13 protein-coding genes and 1 tRNA gene are annotated in these 16,043 nt (G+C 70.5%); 1 reads left to right on the top strand and 13 read right to left on the bottom strand.

The features are described from left to right. Window positions 1–4: 4 nt before the first annotated feature. The 6 genes from ACYVO6_RS45495 to ACYVO6_RS45470 all read right to left on the bottom strand — a co-directional run bounded on the left by ACYVO6_RS45495 (window position 5) and on the right by ACYVO6_RS45470 (window position 6,319). Window positions 5–796 (bottom strand): YlbL family protein, encoded by a 792-nt coding sequence (locus ACYVO6_RS45495; protein WP_461072218.1) that lies wholly within the window; start codon window positions 794–796, stop codon window positions 5–7. Between the two features lie 473 nt (window positions 797–1,269). Continuing rightward, entirely contained in the window at window positions 1,270–1,917 is a 648-nt protein-coding gene (locus ACYVO6_RS45490) for an IclR family transcriptional regulator (RefSeq protein WP_461072216.1), read from the bottom strand. Window positions 1,918–2,292: 375 nt separating this feature from the next. Further along, window positions 2,293–4,092, bottom strand: a complete 1,800-nt coding sequence (locus tag ACYVO6_RS45485) for a DEAD/DEAH box helicase (protein ID WP_461072214.1) — start codon at window positions 4,090–4,092, stop codon at window positions 2,293–2,295. Window positions 4,093–4,207: 115 nt separating this feature from the next. Further along, window positions 4,208–4,594, bottom strand: coding sequence for a type II toxin-antitoxin system death-on-curing family toxin (locus ACYVO6_RS45480; protein WP_461072212.1), 387 nt, complete (start codon window positions 4,592–4,594; stop codon window positions 4,208–4,210). Continuing rightward, window positions 4,591–4,791 (bottom strand): ribbon-helix-helix domain-containing protein, encoded by a 201-nt coding sequence (locus tag ACYVO6_RS45475; protein WP_033325920.1) that lies wholly within the window; start codon window positions 4,789–4,791, stop codon window positions 4,591–4,593. Before ACYVO6_RS45475 ends, ACYVO6_RS45480 begins: the two co-directional genes overlap by 4 nt. A 76-nt stretch (window positions 4,792–4,867) precedes the next feature. Then, window positions 4,868–6,319, bottom strand: a complete 1,452-nt coding sequence (locus ACYVO6_RS45470) for an MFS transporter (RefSeq protein WP_461072209.1) — start codon at window positions 6,317–6,319, stop codon at window positions 4,868–4,870. A 218-nt stretch (window positions 6,320–6,537) separates the two neighbouring features. On the opposite strand from ACYVO6_RS45470, the gene ACYVO6_RS45465 reads away from it, so the two are divergent. Next, window positions 6,538–6,609, top strand: a tRNA-Cys gene (locus tag ACYVO6_RS45465). Between the two features lie 9 nt (window positions 6,610–6,618). Here the strand turns inward: ACYVO6_RS45465 and ACYVO6_RS45460 are convergent. From ACYVO6_RS45460 to ACYVO6_RS45430, 7 genes are all read right to left on the bottom strand, one after another. After that, complete coding sequence (locus ACYVO6_RS45460) at window positions 6,619–7,260, bottom strand: SUKH-4 family immunity protein (protein WP_461072207.1); 642 nt, start codon at window positions 7,258–7,260, stop codon at window positions 6,619–6,621. Window positions 7,261–7,445: 185 nt separating this feature from the next. Beyond that, entirely contained in the window at window positions 7,446–9,758 is a 2,313-nt protein-coding gene (locus tag ACYVO6_RS45455) for a xanthine dehydrogenase family protein molybdopterin-binding subunit (protein ID WP_461072205.1), read from the bottom strand. Further along, window positions 9,755–11,323 carry a (2Fe-2S)-binding protein gene (locus ACYVO6_RS45450; protein ID WP_461072203.1) on the bottom strand — a complete coding sequence of 523 codons (1,569 nt, stop codon included), beginning with the start codon at window positions 11,321–11,323 and terminating at the stop codon, window positions 9,755–9,757. The genes ACYVO6_RS45455 and ACYVO6_RS45450 overlap by 4 nt, the downstream gene beginning before the upstream one ends. Beyond that, window positions 11,320–12,213, bottom strand: a complete 894-nt coding sequence (locus tag ACYVO6_RS45445) for an FAD binding domain-containing protein (protein WP_461072201.1) — start codon at window positions 12,211–12,213, stop codon at window positions 11,320–11,322. Before ACYVO6_RS45445 ends, ACYVO6_RS45450 begins: the two co-directional genes overlap by 4 nt. 276 nt (window positions 12,214–12,489) lie before the next feature. Further along, window positions 12,490–14,115, bottom strand: coding sequence for a beta-N-acetylhexosaminidase (locus tag ACYVO6_RS45440; protein WP_461072199.1), 1,626 nt, complete (start codon window positions 14,113–14,115; stop codon window positions 12,490–12,492). A 1-nt stretch (window position 14,116) separates the two neighbouring features. Further along, window positions 14,117–14,992 carry a carbohydrate ABC transporter permease gene (locus tag ACYVO6_RS45435; RefSeq protein ID WP_461072197.1) on the bottom strand — a complete coding sequence of 292 codons (876 nt, stop codon included), beginning with the start codon at window positions 14,990–14,992 and terminating at the stop codon, window positions 14,117–14,119. Next, window positions 14,989–16,038, bottom strand: coding sequence for a carbohydrate ABC transporter permease (locus ACYVO6_RS45430; protein WP_461072195.1), 1,050 nt, complete (start codon window positions 16,036–16,038; stop codon window positions 14,989–14,991). Before ACYVO6_RS45430 ends, ACYVO6_RS45435 begins: the two co-directional genes overlap by 4 nt. Window positions 16,039–16,043 lie beyond the last annotated feature (5 nt).

Genomic DNA, 16,043 nt, shown 5'->3' with positions numbered 1-16,043 from the left:
GGGTTCAGCAGCTGGGGACGGAGCCGGTGCCCGTCTCCAGAGCGCGGAGAGCGTCGACCGTGCCCTTCAGCGTCGTCACCGGGATCAGCCGCAGCCCCTCCGGCAGCTCCGACTCCGCATCCGAGCACTCGGCTTTCGGTACGAGGAAGACGGTCGCACCGTCACGCTTGGCGGCCTGGGTCTTGAGGGCGACACCGCCGACCGCGCCCACCGTGCCGTCGGCGTCGATGGTGCCGGTGCCCGCGATCGTACGGCCGCCGGTCAGGTCGCCCCTGCTGCCGTCACCGTCCAGCTTGTCGACGATGCCGAGCGAGAAGAGGAGCCCGGCACTGGGCCCGCCGACGTCGGCGAGCTCCAAGGTGACCTTGATGTCGTCCGGGTCCTCGCCGAGGTAGTTCAGGGCGGCCTCGGTGGCCGTGTTCTGGGACTCCCGCATCTCCTCGGCGTTGTGCTCCTCGATCTCCTTGACGGTGTCACCGCTCGGGTACACGGAGTCACGCGGCATCACAGCCCGGTCCGTGTCGAACCACCCGTCGATCACAGTCCCCAGGCGCACATCCGCATCGGGCCCGGTCGCCTCGATGGTCGTCATCCGCAACTGCCCACGCGTCCGGTGAGTCTCCGCCCCACTGATGGTGATCACCGGCTCCCCCCGGTTCTCCCCCAGCACATCCGCCGTCATCCCCGGCTGAGCCACCGCAAACGGCAACGGCACGAAACCCACCGTGACCAGCAGAGCCACGACAGGCAGAGCACAGACGGCAACGGCCCGGGGGCGCGAGAGACGAGAGAGCACGGGATCAATCTAACGCCACTGCCTCCGGCGGTTGGGCGGGGTGCCTACGGGGAGGGTGAGTTCGGTTCGTGGGCGACTGCAGGCCCGTCGTGGCTGATCGCGCAGTTCCCCGCGCCCCTAGAAAGCCTGCGGCTACCCGCGCCTCGAAAAGCACGCGCCCCGGAAGAGCCCGTACCCCCGACTACCCGCAGCTTCCCACCGGCGGGAGGGGCCGTGGGCCGGTGCGTCGTATGCCCGTCGCGTAGGTTCAGTCTCAGGAAACCAGGACCCTGTACCAGGCCAGGGCCGTACGCCCGGCCTGCGACGGGCTGACGCACCGGCCCACGGCCCCGACCCACCGACCACCCAGGGGCGCGGGGAACGGCGCGAGCAACCACAACGCACCCGCAGCCGCCCCACCGCCGGAGGCACCCCGCGGGGAACGGCGCGACCAGCCACAACGGACCCGCACCCAAAAACCGCTCAAGCCAGCGCTAGCGCAACGCCTCGGCCACTTCCTTCGCCGCCTCCACCACCCGCGCCCCCACCCTCTCCGGCACAGAATCCGCAAGCATGACCACCCCCACGCTCCCCTCCACCCCGGTCACCCCGAGCAGCGGCGCAGCCGCCCCGCTCGCGCCGGCCTCCAGCTCCCCGTGCGTCAGCGTGTACCCGGGATCCGCCAACGTCCCGGCCGCGGCCCGCGCCGCAAGGATCGCCTTGCCCGCGGCCCCCCGGTCCAGCGGATGCCGAAACCCCGCCCGATACGCCACGTGGTAATCCGTCCACGTCGGCTCCACCACAGCGACGGCCAACGCTTCCGTCCCGTCGACCAGAGTGAGATGCGCCGTCGCCCCGATGTCCTCGGCCAACGACCGCAACGCGGGCAACGCGGCCTCACGTACCAGCGGATGCACCTGCCGCCCCAGCCGCAGCACCCCGAGCCCCACCCGGGCACGGCCACCCAGATCGCGGCGTACGAGAGCATGCTGTTCAAGCGTGGCGAGCAAGCGGTACACAACGGTCCGGTTCACTCCGAGCTTGCTGGACAGCTCGGTGACGGTCAGCCCGTGATCGGTGTCGGCGAGCAGCTTGAGGACACGCAGTCCTCGGTCGAGCGTCTGAGAGGTCTCCGCGGTCACGACGCCCACTCCTTAGTGGTGAGAGTCGACGGCCCCCTCCGCGGCGGTTGCGTCACCGGTCCCAACGGCGACGCGCTTCAGAGGCCGCCGGTCGGCAAGCGTCCCGGGCACTGCCCGGGCAGGCACCGGCTGCGCTCCGCGGCGGCGCTGCCACGGGGCGTGTGCGTAGCGGGACAGTAGCGAGCTGGTTCGCTCAGCGGAAGACTCCGTCCAGAATCCGGTCAGTGTCCAGCAAGAGCGTTGCTGCGTTTGTCCTGGTACGCCCGGCGCACATCACTCCCCGTACACCACCCCCGCACAACGCGCACACACCAGTACGCCGGTCCCGTACGCAACGAAACCGGCGCCCTGATCCCTGTACAGCCACCTGTGCCGTCACCGCATCCGCGTGGCCCACTCCCGCACTTTGTCGATCCGCTGCCTCAACTGCCCCGCTGTCGCCTCCGCACTCGGCGGTCCGCCGCACACGCGCCGCAACTCGGTGTGGATCACGCCGTGGGGCTTGCCGCTCTGGTGGACGTACGCGCCGACCAACGTGTTGAGCTGCTTCCTCAGTTCCAGCAGCTCCTTGTGTGTGACCACCGGCCGCCGCTCGGCGGGGATTTCGAGGAGGTCGGCCTCGTCGTCGGGCTTCTTGCGGCTGTGTGCGATCTGGCGCGCCTGCCGCTTCTGCAGCAGCAACTGCACCTGATCGGGTTCGAGAAGCCCCGGAATCCCGAGGTAGTCCTGCTCCTCTTCACTCCCCGGGTGCGCCTGCATGCCGAACTCGGCGCCGTCGTACAGCACCCGGTCGAAGGTGGCCTCGGACTCCAGCGCCTCGAAGGCGAACTCCTCCTGCTCGCCGGTGTCCTCGTCCTGCTCCTTGTTCGCCTCCTCCATCTCCTTCTCGGATTCGGCGTACGGGTCCTCCTCGCCCTCCTTCTTCGGCTTGTCGAGGGCGTGGTCGCGCTCGACCTCCATCTCATTGGCGAAGGTGAGGAGGTCGGGGACGGTCGGCAGGAAGACGGAGGCGGTCTCGCCGCGCCGCCGGGAGCGTACGAAGCGGCCGACGGCCTGCGCGAAGAAGAGCGGCGTGGAGATGGTGGTCGCGTACACGCCCACGGCCAGCCGGGGCACGTCCACGCCCTCAGACACCATGCGGACGGCGACCATCCAGCGGTCGTTGCTGTGACTGAACTCGTCGATCCGCTCGGACGCGCCGGTGTCGTCGGACAGGACGAGGGTCGCCTTGTCGCCCGTGATCTCACGGATCAGCTTGGCGTACGCCCGTGCCGAGTCCTGGTCGGAGGCGATGACGAGGGCGCCGGCGTCCGGGATGCCCTTCCGCACTTCCGTGAGCCGCTGATCGGCGGCGCGCAGCACGCTCGGCATCCACTCGCCGCGCGGATCGAGGGCGGTGCGCCAGGCCTGGCTGACGGCGTCCTTGGTCATGGGCTCGCCGAGGCGGGCGGCGATCTCGTCGCCCGCCTTCGTACGCCACCGCATGTTGCCGCTGTAGGAGAGGAAGATGACGGGCCGGACCACGCCATCGCCGAGCGCGCTGCCGTAGCCGTACGTGTAGTCGGCGGCGGACCGCCGGATCCCGTCGTTGCCTTCCTCGTACGCCACGAAGGGGATGGGGTTGGTGTCGGAGCGGAACGGCGTACCCGTGAGCGCGAGGCGGCGGGTCGCGGGCTCGAACGCCTCGAGGCAGGCCTCGCCCCAGGACTTCGAGTCGCCGGCGTGGTGGATCTCGTCGAGGATGACGAGCGTCTTGCGCTGCTCGACACGGTTGCGGTGCAGCATGGGTCGTACGCCCACACCGGCGTACGTGACCGCGACCCCCTGGTACTCCTTGCTGAGCGGCCCCGCGCTGTACTCCGGGTCCAGCTTGATCCCTATCCGCGCCGCCGCCTCGGCCCACTGCTTCTTCAGATGCTCGGTCGGCGCGACCACCGTCACCTGCTGCACGACATGGTGGTGCAGCAACCAGGAGGCGAGCGTCAGCGCGAAGGTCGTCTTCCCGGCGCCGGGCGTGGCGACGGCAAGAAAGTCACGCGGCTGCTCCTGGAGGTACTTCTCCATCGCCCTCTGCTGCCAGGCACGCAGCTTGCCGGCGGTGCCCCAGGGGGCACGGCCGGGGAAGGCGGGAGAGAGGTGATGTGAGGAGTGGCTGTTGGCGGCGGTGGTAGTCACGGTCTCCGTGGGGTGGTCGGGGGTTCTGCTGCGTATGACAACCGGGCCACCCTATCGGCGGCCCGGTTGTGCCAACGCGCGGACTACGCCGCCCGACCCGTGGATGGGATCCAGCTCACAGTTCCGCTCGTAGGGCGCGCCGTCTGCCCGCGATCACCCCGATATCGCCCTCGGCACCGGAGGCCACGTCGATGACCAGGTCGTACGCCGTGTCCTGATCGCACGTCGCGAGGTCCACGCCGTTGGCGGCGAGAAACGTCGCGGCGGCCAGCCAGGCAGTGCGCTTGTTGCCGTCGACGAGGGGGTGGTTGGTGGCGAGGCCGTGCAGGAGCGCGGCGGCCTGCTCGTACAGGTCCGGATAGGCGGCCGTGCCGAACATGCGGGCGCGCGGCCGGTGGACGGCCGAGGCCAGCAGCCCGGGCTCCCGGGCCTCTGGCGCCCGCCCGCCGAAGGCGACTTCGGCGATGTCGGTGACCTCGGCGACGGTGAGATGGCGGGTCACTCCCCCAGTCTCCTCAGCAACTCGGCGTGCTCCTTCGCGATCCGCTCGGCGAGGGATCGGACGAGCCTGCCCTCCGCGTGCAGATACCCGCGTACGGCCTCCTCCGCGAGCTCTTCGGGCCGGCGGCCCTGAGCGTCCGCGAGGTCGTCGAGGGCCTGCCTCAGGCTGGCGTCGAGGCGGATGGTCAGCTCTTTCATGAGGTGAGCGTAAGGCTCGCGATCACCTGGTTTCGACCGGTTTACGATCAACGCTCCCGGACCATGGCTCACTTGGTCACCGTTCCCGCACCCGCGTAGTCACCCAAGCCCCCGCCAACGCCACCCCCGCCATCGGCAGGAACACGGCGGCGAAGGCCGCCGGGGGTACGCCGGCGCCGGAGGCGGCCGTGGCGGCGTGCGTGACTGTGCCGCCGCTCAGTGCCGCGAACGCCGCCCCGCCCGCCGACAGCAGAAGCACGTTCGACAGACCGTCGGATATCTGGAGCGCGGCGGAGTTGGCACCCGCCTCCTCGGGTGCGGAGAGGTGGAGCAGCAGAACGCTGGTGGAGGAGATCACCAGCCCCATCCCGAAGCAGCCGAACGCCCAGGTCACGGCCAGCGTCCACACCGGCACCGCATCGATCAGCACACTCGGCGCGGCGGCGATCGCCGCCGCCACCAGCACCATCCCCAGGCCCATCAGCCGCTCCCGGTACGGCTCCACCCGTGCCCTCGACTGCACGAAGGACCCCAGCGCCCAAGTCCCCCCGCCCGCCGCGAGCGAGAACCCGGCGAGCGTCGGCGACAGCCCCCGCTGCGTGACCAGCATCAGCGGTACGAAGGACTCCGCCGCGATGAACGACCCGGCCGCGACCCCGCGCAACAGCACCACGGACGGCAACCCGCGCGCCGCCCGGTACGTCCCGCGCGGCAGCAGCCCCAGCACCGCCGGCACCAGCAGAGCCGTCCCCACCACGGCGGGGGCGGCCGACAGCCACCGCAGATCTTGGGCGGCGTACTGCAGCAGCCCCGCGCCCAGCGAGATCCCCAGCGCCAGCCGGATCCGGCGCCGGTCGAAGGGCGCGGCGACGGCACCCTTCGTCGGGCCGGACGCCCGCCGCCGTATCTGCGGCAGGGCGAGCGCCAGCGGGAACACCACCAGGACCGGTATCCCGATGAACACCCAGCGCCAGCCGAGCTGTTCGGTCACCGAACCGGCGGCGAGCGGCCCGACTATGGACGGGATCACCCAGCTCGCCGCGAACGCCGCCATGATCGACGGCCGCAGTCTCTCCGGATACGCCCGCCCCACGACCACGTACAACGCCACGATCACCAGCCCACCGCCCAGCCCCTGCACCGCCCGGCCGAGGATGAACAGCCACATCACCCCCGCCGTCCCGGACAGCGCAAGGCCCGCCGCGAACGCCCCGATCCCCGCGGTCAGCGACGCCAGCGGCCCGCCCTGGTCCGACCACTGTCCGGCCAGCACCATCCCGAACAGACTCGTCGTGAAGTACGCCGAGAATGCGAACGCGTACAACGAGACCCCGTCGAGCTCCCGCGCCGCCACCGGCATCGCGGTCCCCACCGCCGTCGCCTCGAAGGCGATCAGCAGCACGACGGAAACGATCCCGATGCTGAGCGCCCGGTAGGGGCGGCTGAGCACGCTGTCCTCGGAGCCGGGTTCGGCCAGTGCGGGCGCGGTGTCTGCGACGTCGGCGTCGCTCGGTTCCCGGGTGGTCATAGTCGTCAGCGTAAGGGGCACAATGCGCGTTGGCCCCTGTCGCGAGACGGTGGCCGCCTGGGACCTTGGTCGTACGCCCTCTCTCCTTTTATGAACGCGGTATGGCAGTCCCATTGCAGCCCCAGTCCATCCCTTGAGCGTCCCGTCCCCCGCGGCCTACGGTCGACGACATCGAGTTCGGAACGAGCGATTCGGAAGAAGCGCATTGTTCCCAACCCGGCCGTGTGCCCGAGTGGTTGAGGGGCTCGCCTGCAAAGCGAGTTACACCGGTTCGAATCCGGTCACGGCCTCGAGTGTGGTTACGGCCTCGGGCAACTTGCGCGGTGCAGCAACCAGAGCGTGAACGCGAGCGTGGATATGTCGGCGTTGAGCGGTCGCAGTCCGGCGTCCGGGGTGGACCACTCGTGGAGCTCCCCGGTGGTGCCGTCGACGAGGAGGTCGGTGTCCTCGACGACGAGACGGCCCGGGCGACCGAGACAACCAAGGCGACCGAGACGGATCAACCGGTCGGCCCCGTCCGGGAGTTGGCTCTCGGGGACCTGGACCTCCTCCGCCCGCTCGGCCGCGTAGCGCTCGGCGAGTGTCTGCAGCGGCACGTCCATCTCCAGCTGGAACATGTCACCGTCCTCCGGAAGACCCGTCTCCCGGAGGAAATGGCGGGTCGGCTCATGCGTGAGCGTGGCCGGGAAGTCGACGTCCTCGAAGCGCATGATCGCGCCCGCGCCGAACTCCTCGTCGAGCAGCCGGGCGGGCAGGTCGAGCAGGAGACCCGCGCACGGGTCGGCGATCCGGGTGAGGGCATGGACCAGCGCGGCCATGCGCCAGTACGCCGACATCTCGCCCCGCACAGTCGCCTCGGTCGGCACCTCCAGCCGAGGCCCCGTGCCACCGCACTCGTCGGTCAGCGTGATCGCCCCCGTACCGGCGTCAATCGTCCTCATGGCTCCCCCGTGCATGTGATCGCATAGTGCATCCCCAGCAGGGCACAGCCGCTGTCCCAGCGGCCGCTCCCCACTGATCGAAAACCATACGCCGCACCACTGACAACGCCTCAAAACCCAAGCGCCACAAGGCTTCCTGCGTCCAGTCGCGACACCAGCCGCAGACCGTCAACAGCCGCCGACCGTCACTGCCCCGTCGTCACCACGGCCGCCTGCGGCCGGATCGGCAGCCGGTTCACCGGGCGGCCGGTTGCCGCGCGTACCGCGGAGGCGATCGCCGCCGGGGTGGTCACCACCGGTACCGCGCTGGCCGACTTCGCTCCGAAGGGGGCGACCACGTCGCGTTCCTCGAGGAGTTTGACGATGCGGATGTCGGGGGTGTCGAGGGCGGTGGGCAGGGCGTAGCCGGTGAGGTCGGGGTGGCGGACCAGACCGCGTGCGGTGCGGAGGTTCTCGGTGAGGGCGGCACCCACGCCCTGGGTGACGCCGGCTTCGATACGGGCCGTGAGTTGTGCGGGGTTCAGGATCCGCCCGACGTCCTGGGCGAGCGCCAGTTCGACGACACGTACGGAGCCCAGCTCGATGTCGACGTCGACGACCGCGCGGATCGCGCAGAAGGCCATGCCTACGAAGGCGTCCCCCTGGCCGGCTTCGTCCAGTGGCTCGGTGGGGTGCGGGCGGCACTGGGCGGTGGCCCACAGCTCCTTGCCGTCCAAGGCCTCCGTGACGGTGGTCGACAGCACGCCGTCGTACGAGGTGATCTTGCCGTCAGTGATCTGGAGCAGCTCCGTGGACATCCCGAACTTGTGCGCAAGGGGCTGCAGCAGCTGCGTACGGACCATCTTGGCGGCCCGTTCGACCGCGCCGCCGGAGACCCAGGTGTGACGGCCGCGGCAGCCCGGTCCCGCAGGGGGCTGATCGGTGTCCACGGAGGCGACGTGCACCTCTTCGATGCCGAGCGTCTCCTGGACGATCTGCCGAGCCAGCATGGCGAAGCCCTGGCCGGTCTCCACGGCCGCGCAGAGCACCGTGGCGACGCCGTCGTGGACCTTCACGGTGGCCGTCGAGACCTCGTCCGCGCCCTCGGCGCCGAGCATGTGGACCATGCCGAGGCCGTAGCCCACACCGCGCCGCACCGCGCCCGGTTCGCCCGCGCCCTCGGGGCCGCCCGGCAGCAGCCACTCCTCCTCGGGGGTGTCTTTGGGGAGGGCGGGGAGCGGGAAGTCCCGTACGGCCTGGAGGAGTTCGGCCACGGGGGCCGGGCAGGTCACCGACTGGCCGGTGGGAAGTACGTCCCCTGTAGTCATCACATTGCGCAGGCGCAGCTCCGCCGGGTCGATGCCCAGCTTCTTGGCCAGCTTGTCCATCTGCGCCTCGTAGGCGGCACAGACCTGCATGGCGCCCTCGCCGCGCACATGGCCGGAGGGCGGGTTGTTGGTGCGTACGGCCCAGCCCTCGATGAAGGCGTTCGGGACGACGTACGGGCCGCAGGCGAAGGAGACCGCGGCGGCCAGCGCCTCCGACGACGTGTCCGCGTACGGGCCCGCGTCGAGCAGGATCTGCGCCTCGACCTTCACCAGGTTGCCGTCGGCGTCCGCGTGGTGGCGGTAGCGCAGGAGGGTGGGGTGGCGGTGGACGTGTCCGAGGAAGGATTCTTCGCGCGTCGCCGCGAGTTTGACCGGACATCCGGTCTTCAGGGCGAGCAGCCCCAGGGGGAGTTGGAAGCCCTGGTCCTCACGGTCGGCGGTGGCGCCGGGCACGCCGGTGACGACGACCTTCACGCGCTCCGGTTCCAGGCCGTAGCAGGCGGCGGCGGTGTCGCGGTCGGCGTGCGGGTCGGTGGACGCCAGGTAGAGCTCGACGCCGCCGTCGGGGCGGGGCACGGCGAGGCCAGCCTCCGCGCCGATCGGGGCCGGGTCCTGGCGGCCGATGCGGTACAGGCCCTCGACGACGATCTCGCCGGCGGCCTCGGAGTCGCCGTGCCGCAGCGGGATATGGCGGATCAGGTTGCCGTCGGGGTGCAGGGGTTCGGCTTCGAAGGCCTGCTCGGGGTCGGTCACCGGGTCGAGTACTTCGTACTCGACGATGACGGCGGCGGCGGCCATCCGCGCGGTGTCCGGGTGGTCGGCGGCGACGGCCGCGATGGGCTCCCCGTGGTGGCGTACGACCTCCGAGGCGAACACCGGGCGGTCGGCCGTGCCGCGGCCGTACATCGCGCTGCCTGGTACGTCCTCGTGCGTGACGACGGCCCGGACGCCGACCATCTGGAGCGCGTGAGTGGTGTCGATGGAGACGATGCGCGCGTGCGGGTGCGGTGAGCGCAGCACGGCGGCCCACAGCAGGCCCTCGGCCCACAGATCCGCCGCGTACGGGAACGTGCCCTCCGTCTTGGCGCGGGCCTCGGCGGACGGCAGGGACGCACCCAGGCCGTACTGCGGCGAGGAGTCCGGAGCGGAAGCGGCCTCCACGGTGGTCGTGGTGGCGGTTTCGTTGCTCACGCCTGGCCTCCGTCCTGACCGTAGGACCGCTCACGCGGATCGTAGGGCTGCTCACGCGGCACTGAGGCCTCGTACGCGGATGGGTTGACGCTACCCCCGCCGGGGCCCGCCTGGTGCGGGATACGGGTCTCCTCGGCGTCCTGGGCGGCTTCGGCGGACGCGTGCGCCTCGCGTTCGGCGACAACATCGCGCACGGCGTCGAGGACGCCGCGGTAGCCGGAGCAGCGGCACAGGTTGCCGGACAGCGCCTTGCGGGTCTCCAGTTCGCTGGGCGCCGGGTTGCCCTCGAGGAGGTCGTGCACGGTCATCGCCATGCCCGGGATGCAGAAACCGCACTGCACGGCGCCGCACTTGGCGAGGGCCCGCTGTACGTCCGAGGACTGCCCGTCGGCGGCGAGACCCTCGACCGTACGCACCTCGCTGCCCGCGGTGGTCACGGCCGGTACCAGGCAGGACGCCACGAGCCGTCCGTCGACCTGCACGTTGCAGGCTCCGCACTCGCCCTGCGAGCAGCCGTCCTTGGCGCCGGCGAGTCCGAGCCGTTCGCGCAGCACGTAGAGGAGCGATTCGCCGATCCAGGCGGCCGTCACGGGCCGGTCGACGCCGTTCACCCGCAGGACGTACGAGGCCAGGGGGTGCATCTCGTCGTGTGGAAGCGCACTCGGGGAGTCGTCGGCCTCGTCCTCCTCGGCGCCGTCTTCAGGGGTGTCGGCGGACGCCGCGGGCTCATCGGGCTCCTCGCGCACCTCCTGGGACACCGCTTCGGACTCGGCGCCCGGTTCGTCAGCGGGCTCCGGAGTGCCGTACTCGGGCGACTGTTCCACCGGCTCTTCGCGCTCTGCGAAGACGCTCTCCGTAGAGGCTCTCTCCGCCGAACCGCTCTCTACGGAGACGGCGATTTCGTCGGCGTGCTCTCCGGAGACGTCGATGATCTCGGCGGCCTCGTCGGCCCGGGCAGCCGCGGAACTCTCGGCGTGGCGGGCGGCCTCGTCCGAAGGGGCGAGGTGCTCGGCGGCCTGCTGGTCGGGTGCGTGCTGCTCAGGCTGCGCCCAGGACTCCTGCGCCCAAGGTGCCGCAGCCCCGCCCGGCAACGTTGCCGGAGGGTTCCCGCCCCACTGCTCGACCAGGGCCGAGGTGGTGAACTCGCCGGACTCGTCGGGCAGATCACCGTCGGCGACGGGGATGGACCATTGTCCGGTCACGTCGTGTCCGGGAGCGCCCGAGCCCTCCTGGACGGGCGCTGCGGGCTCGTCGAAGGTCCACTGGCCGGTGGCCCCCGGGTGGTACGAGAAACCGTCGTGAGCGGGCTGCCGAGGCTGCTCCTCGGGCTGTGCGTTCGGGTCCGGCCACCGCACCCCCTGCGGCTGCCCGGCCTCGGCCTCGATGTGCGGCGGTACGTAGCCGTGGCCGGGTGCGGCGAGCGGGGAGTCGGACCGGAGCGCGTCGATGCCCCCTTCGGGGAGCTGGACGAAGGCGGTGGCGCCGTCGTCGTAGTCGCCCTGGGGCAGCGGATCCCAGCGGCTGCCCGTCTGGGGGGCGCCCTCTTCGTGCTGGTCGTCGGTCACGAAAGTGCCCTCCCCAGTGCTCGTCGGGCCAGCGCGGCGACGGTGCGGCGCAGGTGCAGTACAGCGGGCGGCAGCGGCTCCACGGAGCCGTCCTCCGCGGGGACCGGGTCGGGGATGCAGGCCGCCGCGACGTACTCGCCAAAGGCGTCCCGCGCCTCCGGCACGATCGCGCGGTTGTTGTCCCAGTCGATCAGCGAGGCGACCCACTGCTCGGCCTCCAGGGGCCGCAGCGGCATCGGCGCTATGGCGCCGACGGCGCACCGCACTCCGCGCCGGGCGGGGTCGAGGACGAGCGCCACGGACGCCAGGGCGCGTCCGGGGCCGGTCCGTCCGGTCGCCTTCAGGAAGACCTGCGGGGCATGCAGCAACGGCACGCGCACGTACCCGATGAGTTCGCCGGCGCGCAGCATCTCCACGCCGGCCAGCAGATGCGAGACGGGGATCTCACGGCGGGCGCCACCTTGGCCCGCGATGATCAACGTCGCCTCCAAGGCAGCCAGTACCGGAAGCGCGTCCCCCGTAGGGGCTGCCGAGGCTATGTTGCCGCCCAGGGTGCCCGCGTTACGGATCTGCGGGGGGCCGGCGGCTCTCGCGGCGGCCGCGAGGGCGGGGATGAGGGCCGCGAAGTCGGGGCGGCCCATACGGGCGTGCGTGAGGCCCGCGCCGAGCAGCGCGTGGCCGTCCTGGTACTGCCAGCCGCGGATCTCGCTGATCCGGCCGAGGCCGACGAGCGCGGCGGGCCGCAGCTGCCCGGAGTTGACGGAGGTCATGAGGTCGGTGCCGCCGGCCACGGGAACGGCCGCCGGCATGGCGGCGAGCGCCGCCACGGCCTCGTCAAGAGAGACGGGCAGCGTCACGGTCTGCGCCGCCTGCGGTGCGTGCGTGGTCAAACCGGCTTCCCCTTCCCGCTGCCCCACCTGGTCCCACCTGTGCTGCCGTACGGTACGTGCTGACAGGGCGGACGTGGCAACTCTGGCACATCTTCCTCACAGCACGATGCGGGGGTCCGCTAGGAGGCATTCGTCACGCCATCAGCGGGATAGCCCGATTTCGCACGACATCACCGGTCGGAGCGAATTGACACTCTTCATGGACCTTGGGTGTCTTTCGCCTTGGGTGCCACCGTTCCAGGGCGGCCGGTTCGCGGCACCCCCTTGGGAGTCGCCTCACACGTTTGGAGGCGCCCCCTCGATCGGGCGTCCGAGCACCCCCGGTCGCCGCTGCCAGGGCAGCGGGCCCGTGGGCGGGCGATAGGCCACTCCCAGGGCGTCAAGTCGCCCGTAGTGGGCGGTCATCCGCTGCTCGAAGCCCGCGAAGTCGCGTTCCGCGGGAGCCGGCAGCGCACTCCACGCGACCTCGGCGAAGGCCGCGAGCCGTGGGAACGCCTGATAGTCCACGCGCGCGTGGTCCTCCATCACCTCGGTCCACAGGTTGGCCTGCGTACCGAGGACATGCCGTGCCTGATCGGGGGTCAACTGCTGCGGTACGGGCTCGAAGCGGTAGACGTCCTCCAGGGTGCGCACGTAGCCGATGGGCACCGGTTCGTCGGCGCCGCCGTCCTGGCGGTGATCCAAGTACACCTGCTCCTGCGGGCACATGACGACATCGTGGCCCGCCTGGGCGGCCGTGATGCCGCCTTGGTAGCCGCGCCACGACGACACAGCGGCCCCAGGAGCCAAGCCGCCCTCCAGGATCTCGTCCCAGCCGATCAGCCGACGCCCGCGCGCGGTCAGCCAGTTGTCGAAGTGCCGGATGAACCACGACTGCAGCTCGTCCTCGTCCGCGAGCCCGAGATCCTTGATGCGCGCCTGCGCGGTGGGCGACTGCTTCCACTGCTCCTTGGCGCACTCGTCGCCGCCGACGTGGATGAACTCCGAGGGGAACAGCTCCAGGACCTCCTCGAAGACCTGCTCGTAGAAGCGCAGGGTGTTGTCAGTGGGGGCGAGTACGTTTAGGGAGATGCCCCAGTTGTCCCAGACGGAGAGGGAGGTCGTGTCGATGACATCGGTGTTGCCGAGTTCCGGATATGCGGCGATGGCGGCCTGCGAGTGGCCGGGGATGTCGATTTCGGGGACGACGGAGATATGCCGCTCGGCGGCGTACGCGACGATCTCGCGGATGTCGTCCTGGGTGTAGTAGCCGCCGTGCGGCTTCTCCTCCCAGAGGGGCGAGGCGCGATGGCCGAATTTCGTGCGCTTCCGCCAGGATCCGATCTCCGTGAGCTTCGGGTGACGCTTGATCTCGATGCGCCAGCCCTGGTCGTCGGTGAGGTGGAAGTGGAAGACGTTCAGCTTGTGCGCGGCCATCAGGTCGAGATAGCGCAGCACACCGTCCTTGGGCATGAAGTGGCGTGAGACGTCGAGCATGAGGCCGCGCCAGCGGAAGCGGGGGGCGTCCTCGATCGTGACGTGCGGCACGGCCCAGGTGCGGTCGCGACCGATCGGGGCCCTGCGGTACGCATCGGGGCCGAGGAACTGCCGCAGTGTCTGGGCGCCCCAGAAGACGCCGGCCGCGCTGCCGCCCTCGACAACTACACCGGTTTCGTCGCTGACGAGGCGGTACTCCTCAGGGCCGAGCTCGGGGTCGAGCTGGAGCCCGATGCCATCACCGTAGGTGTCGTCGAGCTCCCGCCCCTCGGGCAGCGGCAGGCCGGTGGCCTCCCGGAGGACGGTACGCAGCCAGTGACCGACGCCCTCCGTCGCGGTGCCGGCGTAGAGCTGGGAGTGCGCCGTCAGCCGCACCTCGCCCGAACCGGCGACGATGCTGCGGGGCGCGGGAATCAGTTCACTCACGTCAGTCCTTTACCGCTCCGCCCAGTCCGGAGACCAGCCGTCGCTGTACGAGTACGAAGAAGACCAGCACCGGAATCGTCATCACCGTGGACGCCGCCATCACACCGCCCCAGTCCGGCCTGTCCGGGTTGTAGAAGACAAGGAGGGCCATCGGCAGAGTCGACTGCGAAGTGTCGCTGATGATGAAGGACCTGGCGAACAGGAAGTCGTTCCAGGTGGAGATGAAGGAGAACACGCTGGTGGCGACGAGCCCCGGAAAGACCAGCGGGAAAAGGATCTGCCACAGGAAACGCGCCCGGCTCGCCCCGTCGATGTACGCGGCCTCCTCCAGCGCCTCCGGGACGGCCTTCACAAAACCCCGCAGCATCCAGATCGCGAACGGCAGGGAGAACGCGATGTGCGGCAGGATCAGCGAACCCAGCGTGTTCAGCTGACCGAAGTCCCGCATCAGGAAGAAGAGAGGGATCGTCAGCGCCTCGATCGGCACCATCTGCGCGATGAGGAACATGATCAGCAAGGTCGTACGGAAACGGAAGCGGAACCGTGTCACCGCCGTCGCCGCGAGAAACGCGATCAGTGCGGAGACGACGACCACGGTGACCGCGACGAGAAGGCTGTTGACGAAGTAGCGGCCGAATTCCTGCTGCCCGAAGACGCGTCGGAAGGAGTCCAGGGACGGCGTGAGCGTCCACGGGTGGGGCTCGCTCGACTCGATCTCGCCGGCCGGTTTGAAGGCGCTCAGCACCATCCAGTAGAGGGGGAACGCGACCACGGCGGCGATCAGCAGAGCCGATGCCTCCGCGGCCAGCCGCCAGGGCCGCCGCACCCGGAAACGTACGGGGAAACTCAACGACTTCACCGAACTCAACGCACTCACAGCTCCTCCCCCTGCCTGCGCAACAGCCGCAGATAGACCAGCGTGACCGCCAGCAGAATCAGCAGCATCACCACTCCGATCGCCGAGCCGAGGCTGTACTGCGAGGAGGCGAACGCCTTCTGGTACGCGTACACGTTCAGCACGAGGTTCTGACCGGCGATGCCTCCGCCGTTCGTCATGACGTAGATCTGGGTGAAGACCTTGAAGTCCCAGATGACCGACTGAATGGTGACGACCACGAGGATCGGCCGGAGCATCGGCGCGAGCACCGAGCGCCAGATGCGCCACTGCGAGGCGCCGTCCAGGGACGCCGCCTCCAGCACCTCGCCGGGGACGGCGCGGATGCCCGCGTACACCGTGACCATCACGAACGGGAAGGAACACCAGACGACTTCGAGGAGTACGAGGGTGAAGGCGCTGTAACGGCCGTACGTCCACGAGTGGTCACCGAGCCCCAGCATCCGGTTGACCGGCCCGAAGTCGGGGTCGAACAGCAACAGCCAGACCGTGGAGCCGGTGATCGCGGGCGTGGCCCAGGCGCCCAGCGCGGCCAGCATCAGGGCGAGCCGCGGCAGCGCCCGTACGCGCGTCAGCAGCACGGCGAGCGCGCAGCCGACCGCGAGCGTCGACACGACACAGGCCGCCGCGAACACCACGGTGGCGAGCAGCACCTGCCAGAACTGATCGTCCCCGAAGAGCGTCGCGTAGTTCCCGAAGCCCTGGAAGGTCGTCGGTTCGCCACCGCTGACCTGGGCCTGCGTGTACTCCAGGAAGGAGATCAGCCCAAGCTGGTAGACGGGATAGACGAGCAGCCCACCGATGACGACAAGGGCGGGGGCGAGATAGAGCCAGGGCGCCCAACCCCCGCCCCCAGGCCGCGACTTCCGGCCCGCAACTCCGGCCCCGCGTACCCGATTGCCCCCACGCGCCGGGCCGGGCGAGGCCGTCGCCCCGCCCGGCGAACCGGCGGCAGGACCACCGCCGGCCGGAGACTTACGGGTCACCACCGCGCCACCGCGCCGCTGCGGGGGCGCACCCTCGGTCATCCGGT

Source organism: Streptomyces pseudoechinosporeus (assembly GCF_054783935.1).
The sequence above is the reverse complement of the archived record's forward strand: the minus strand, read 5'-3'. Positions and strand labels throughout refer to the sequence as shown.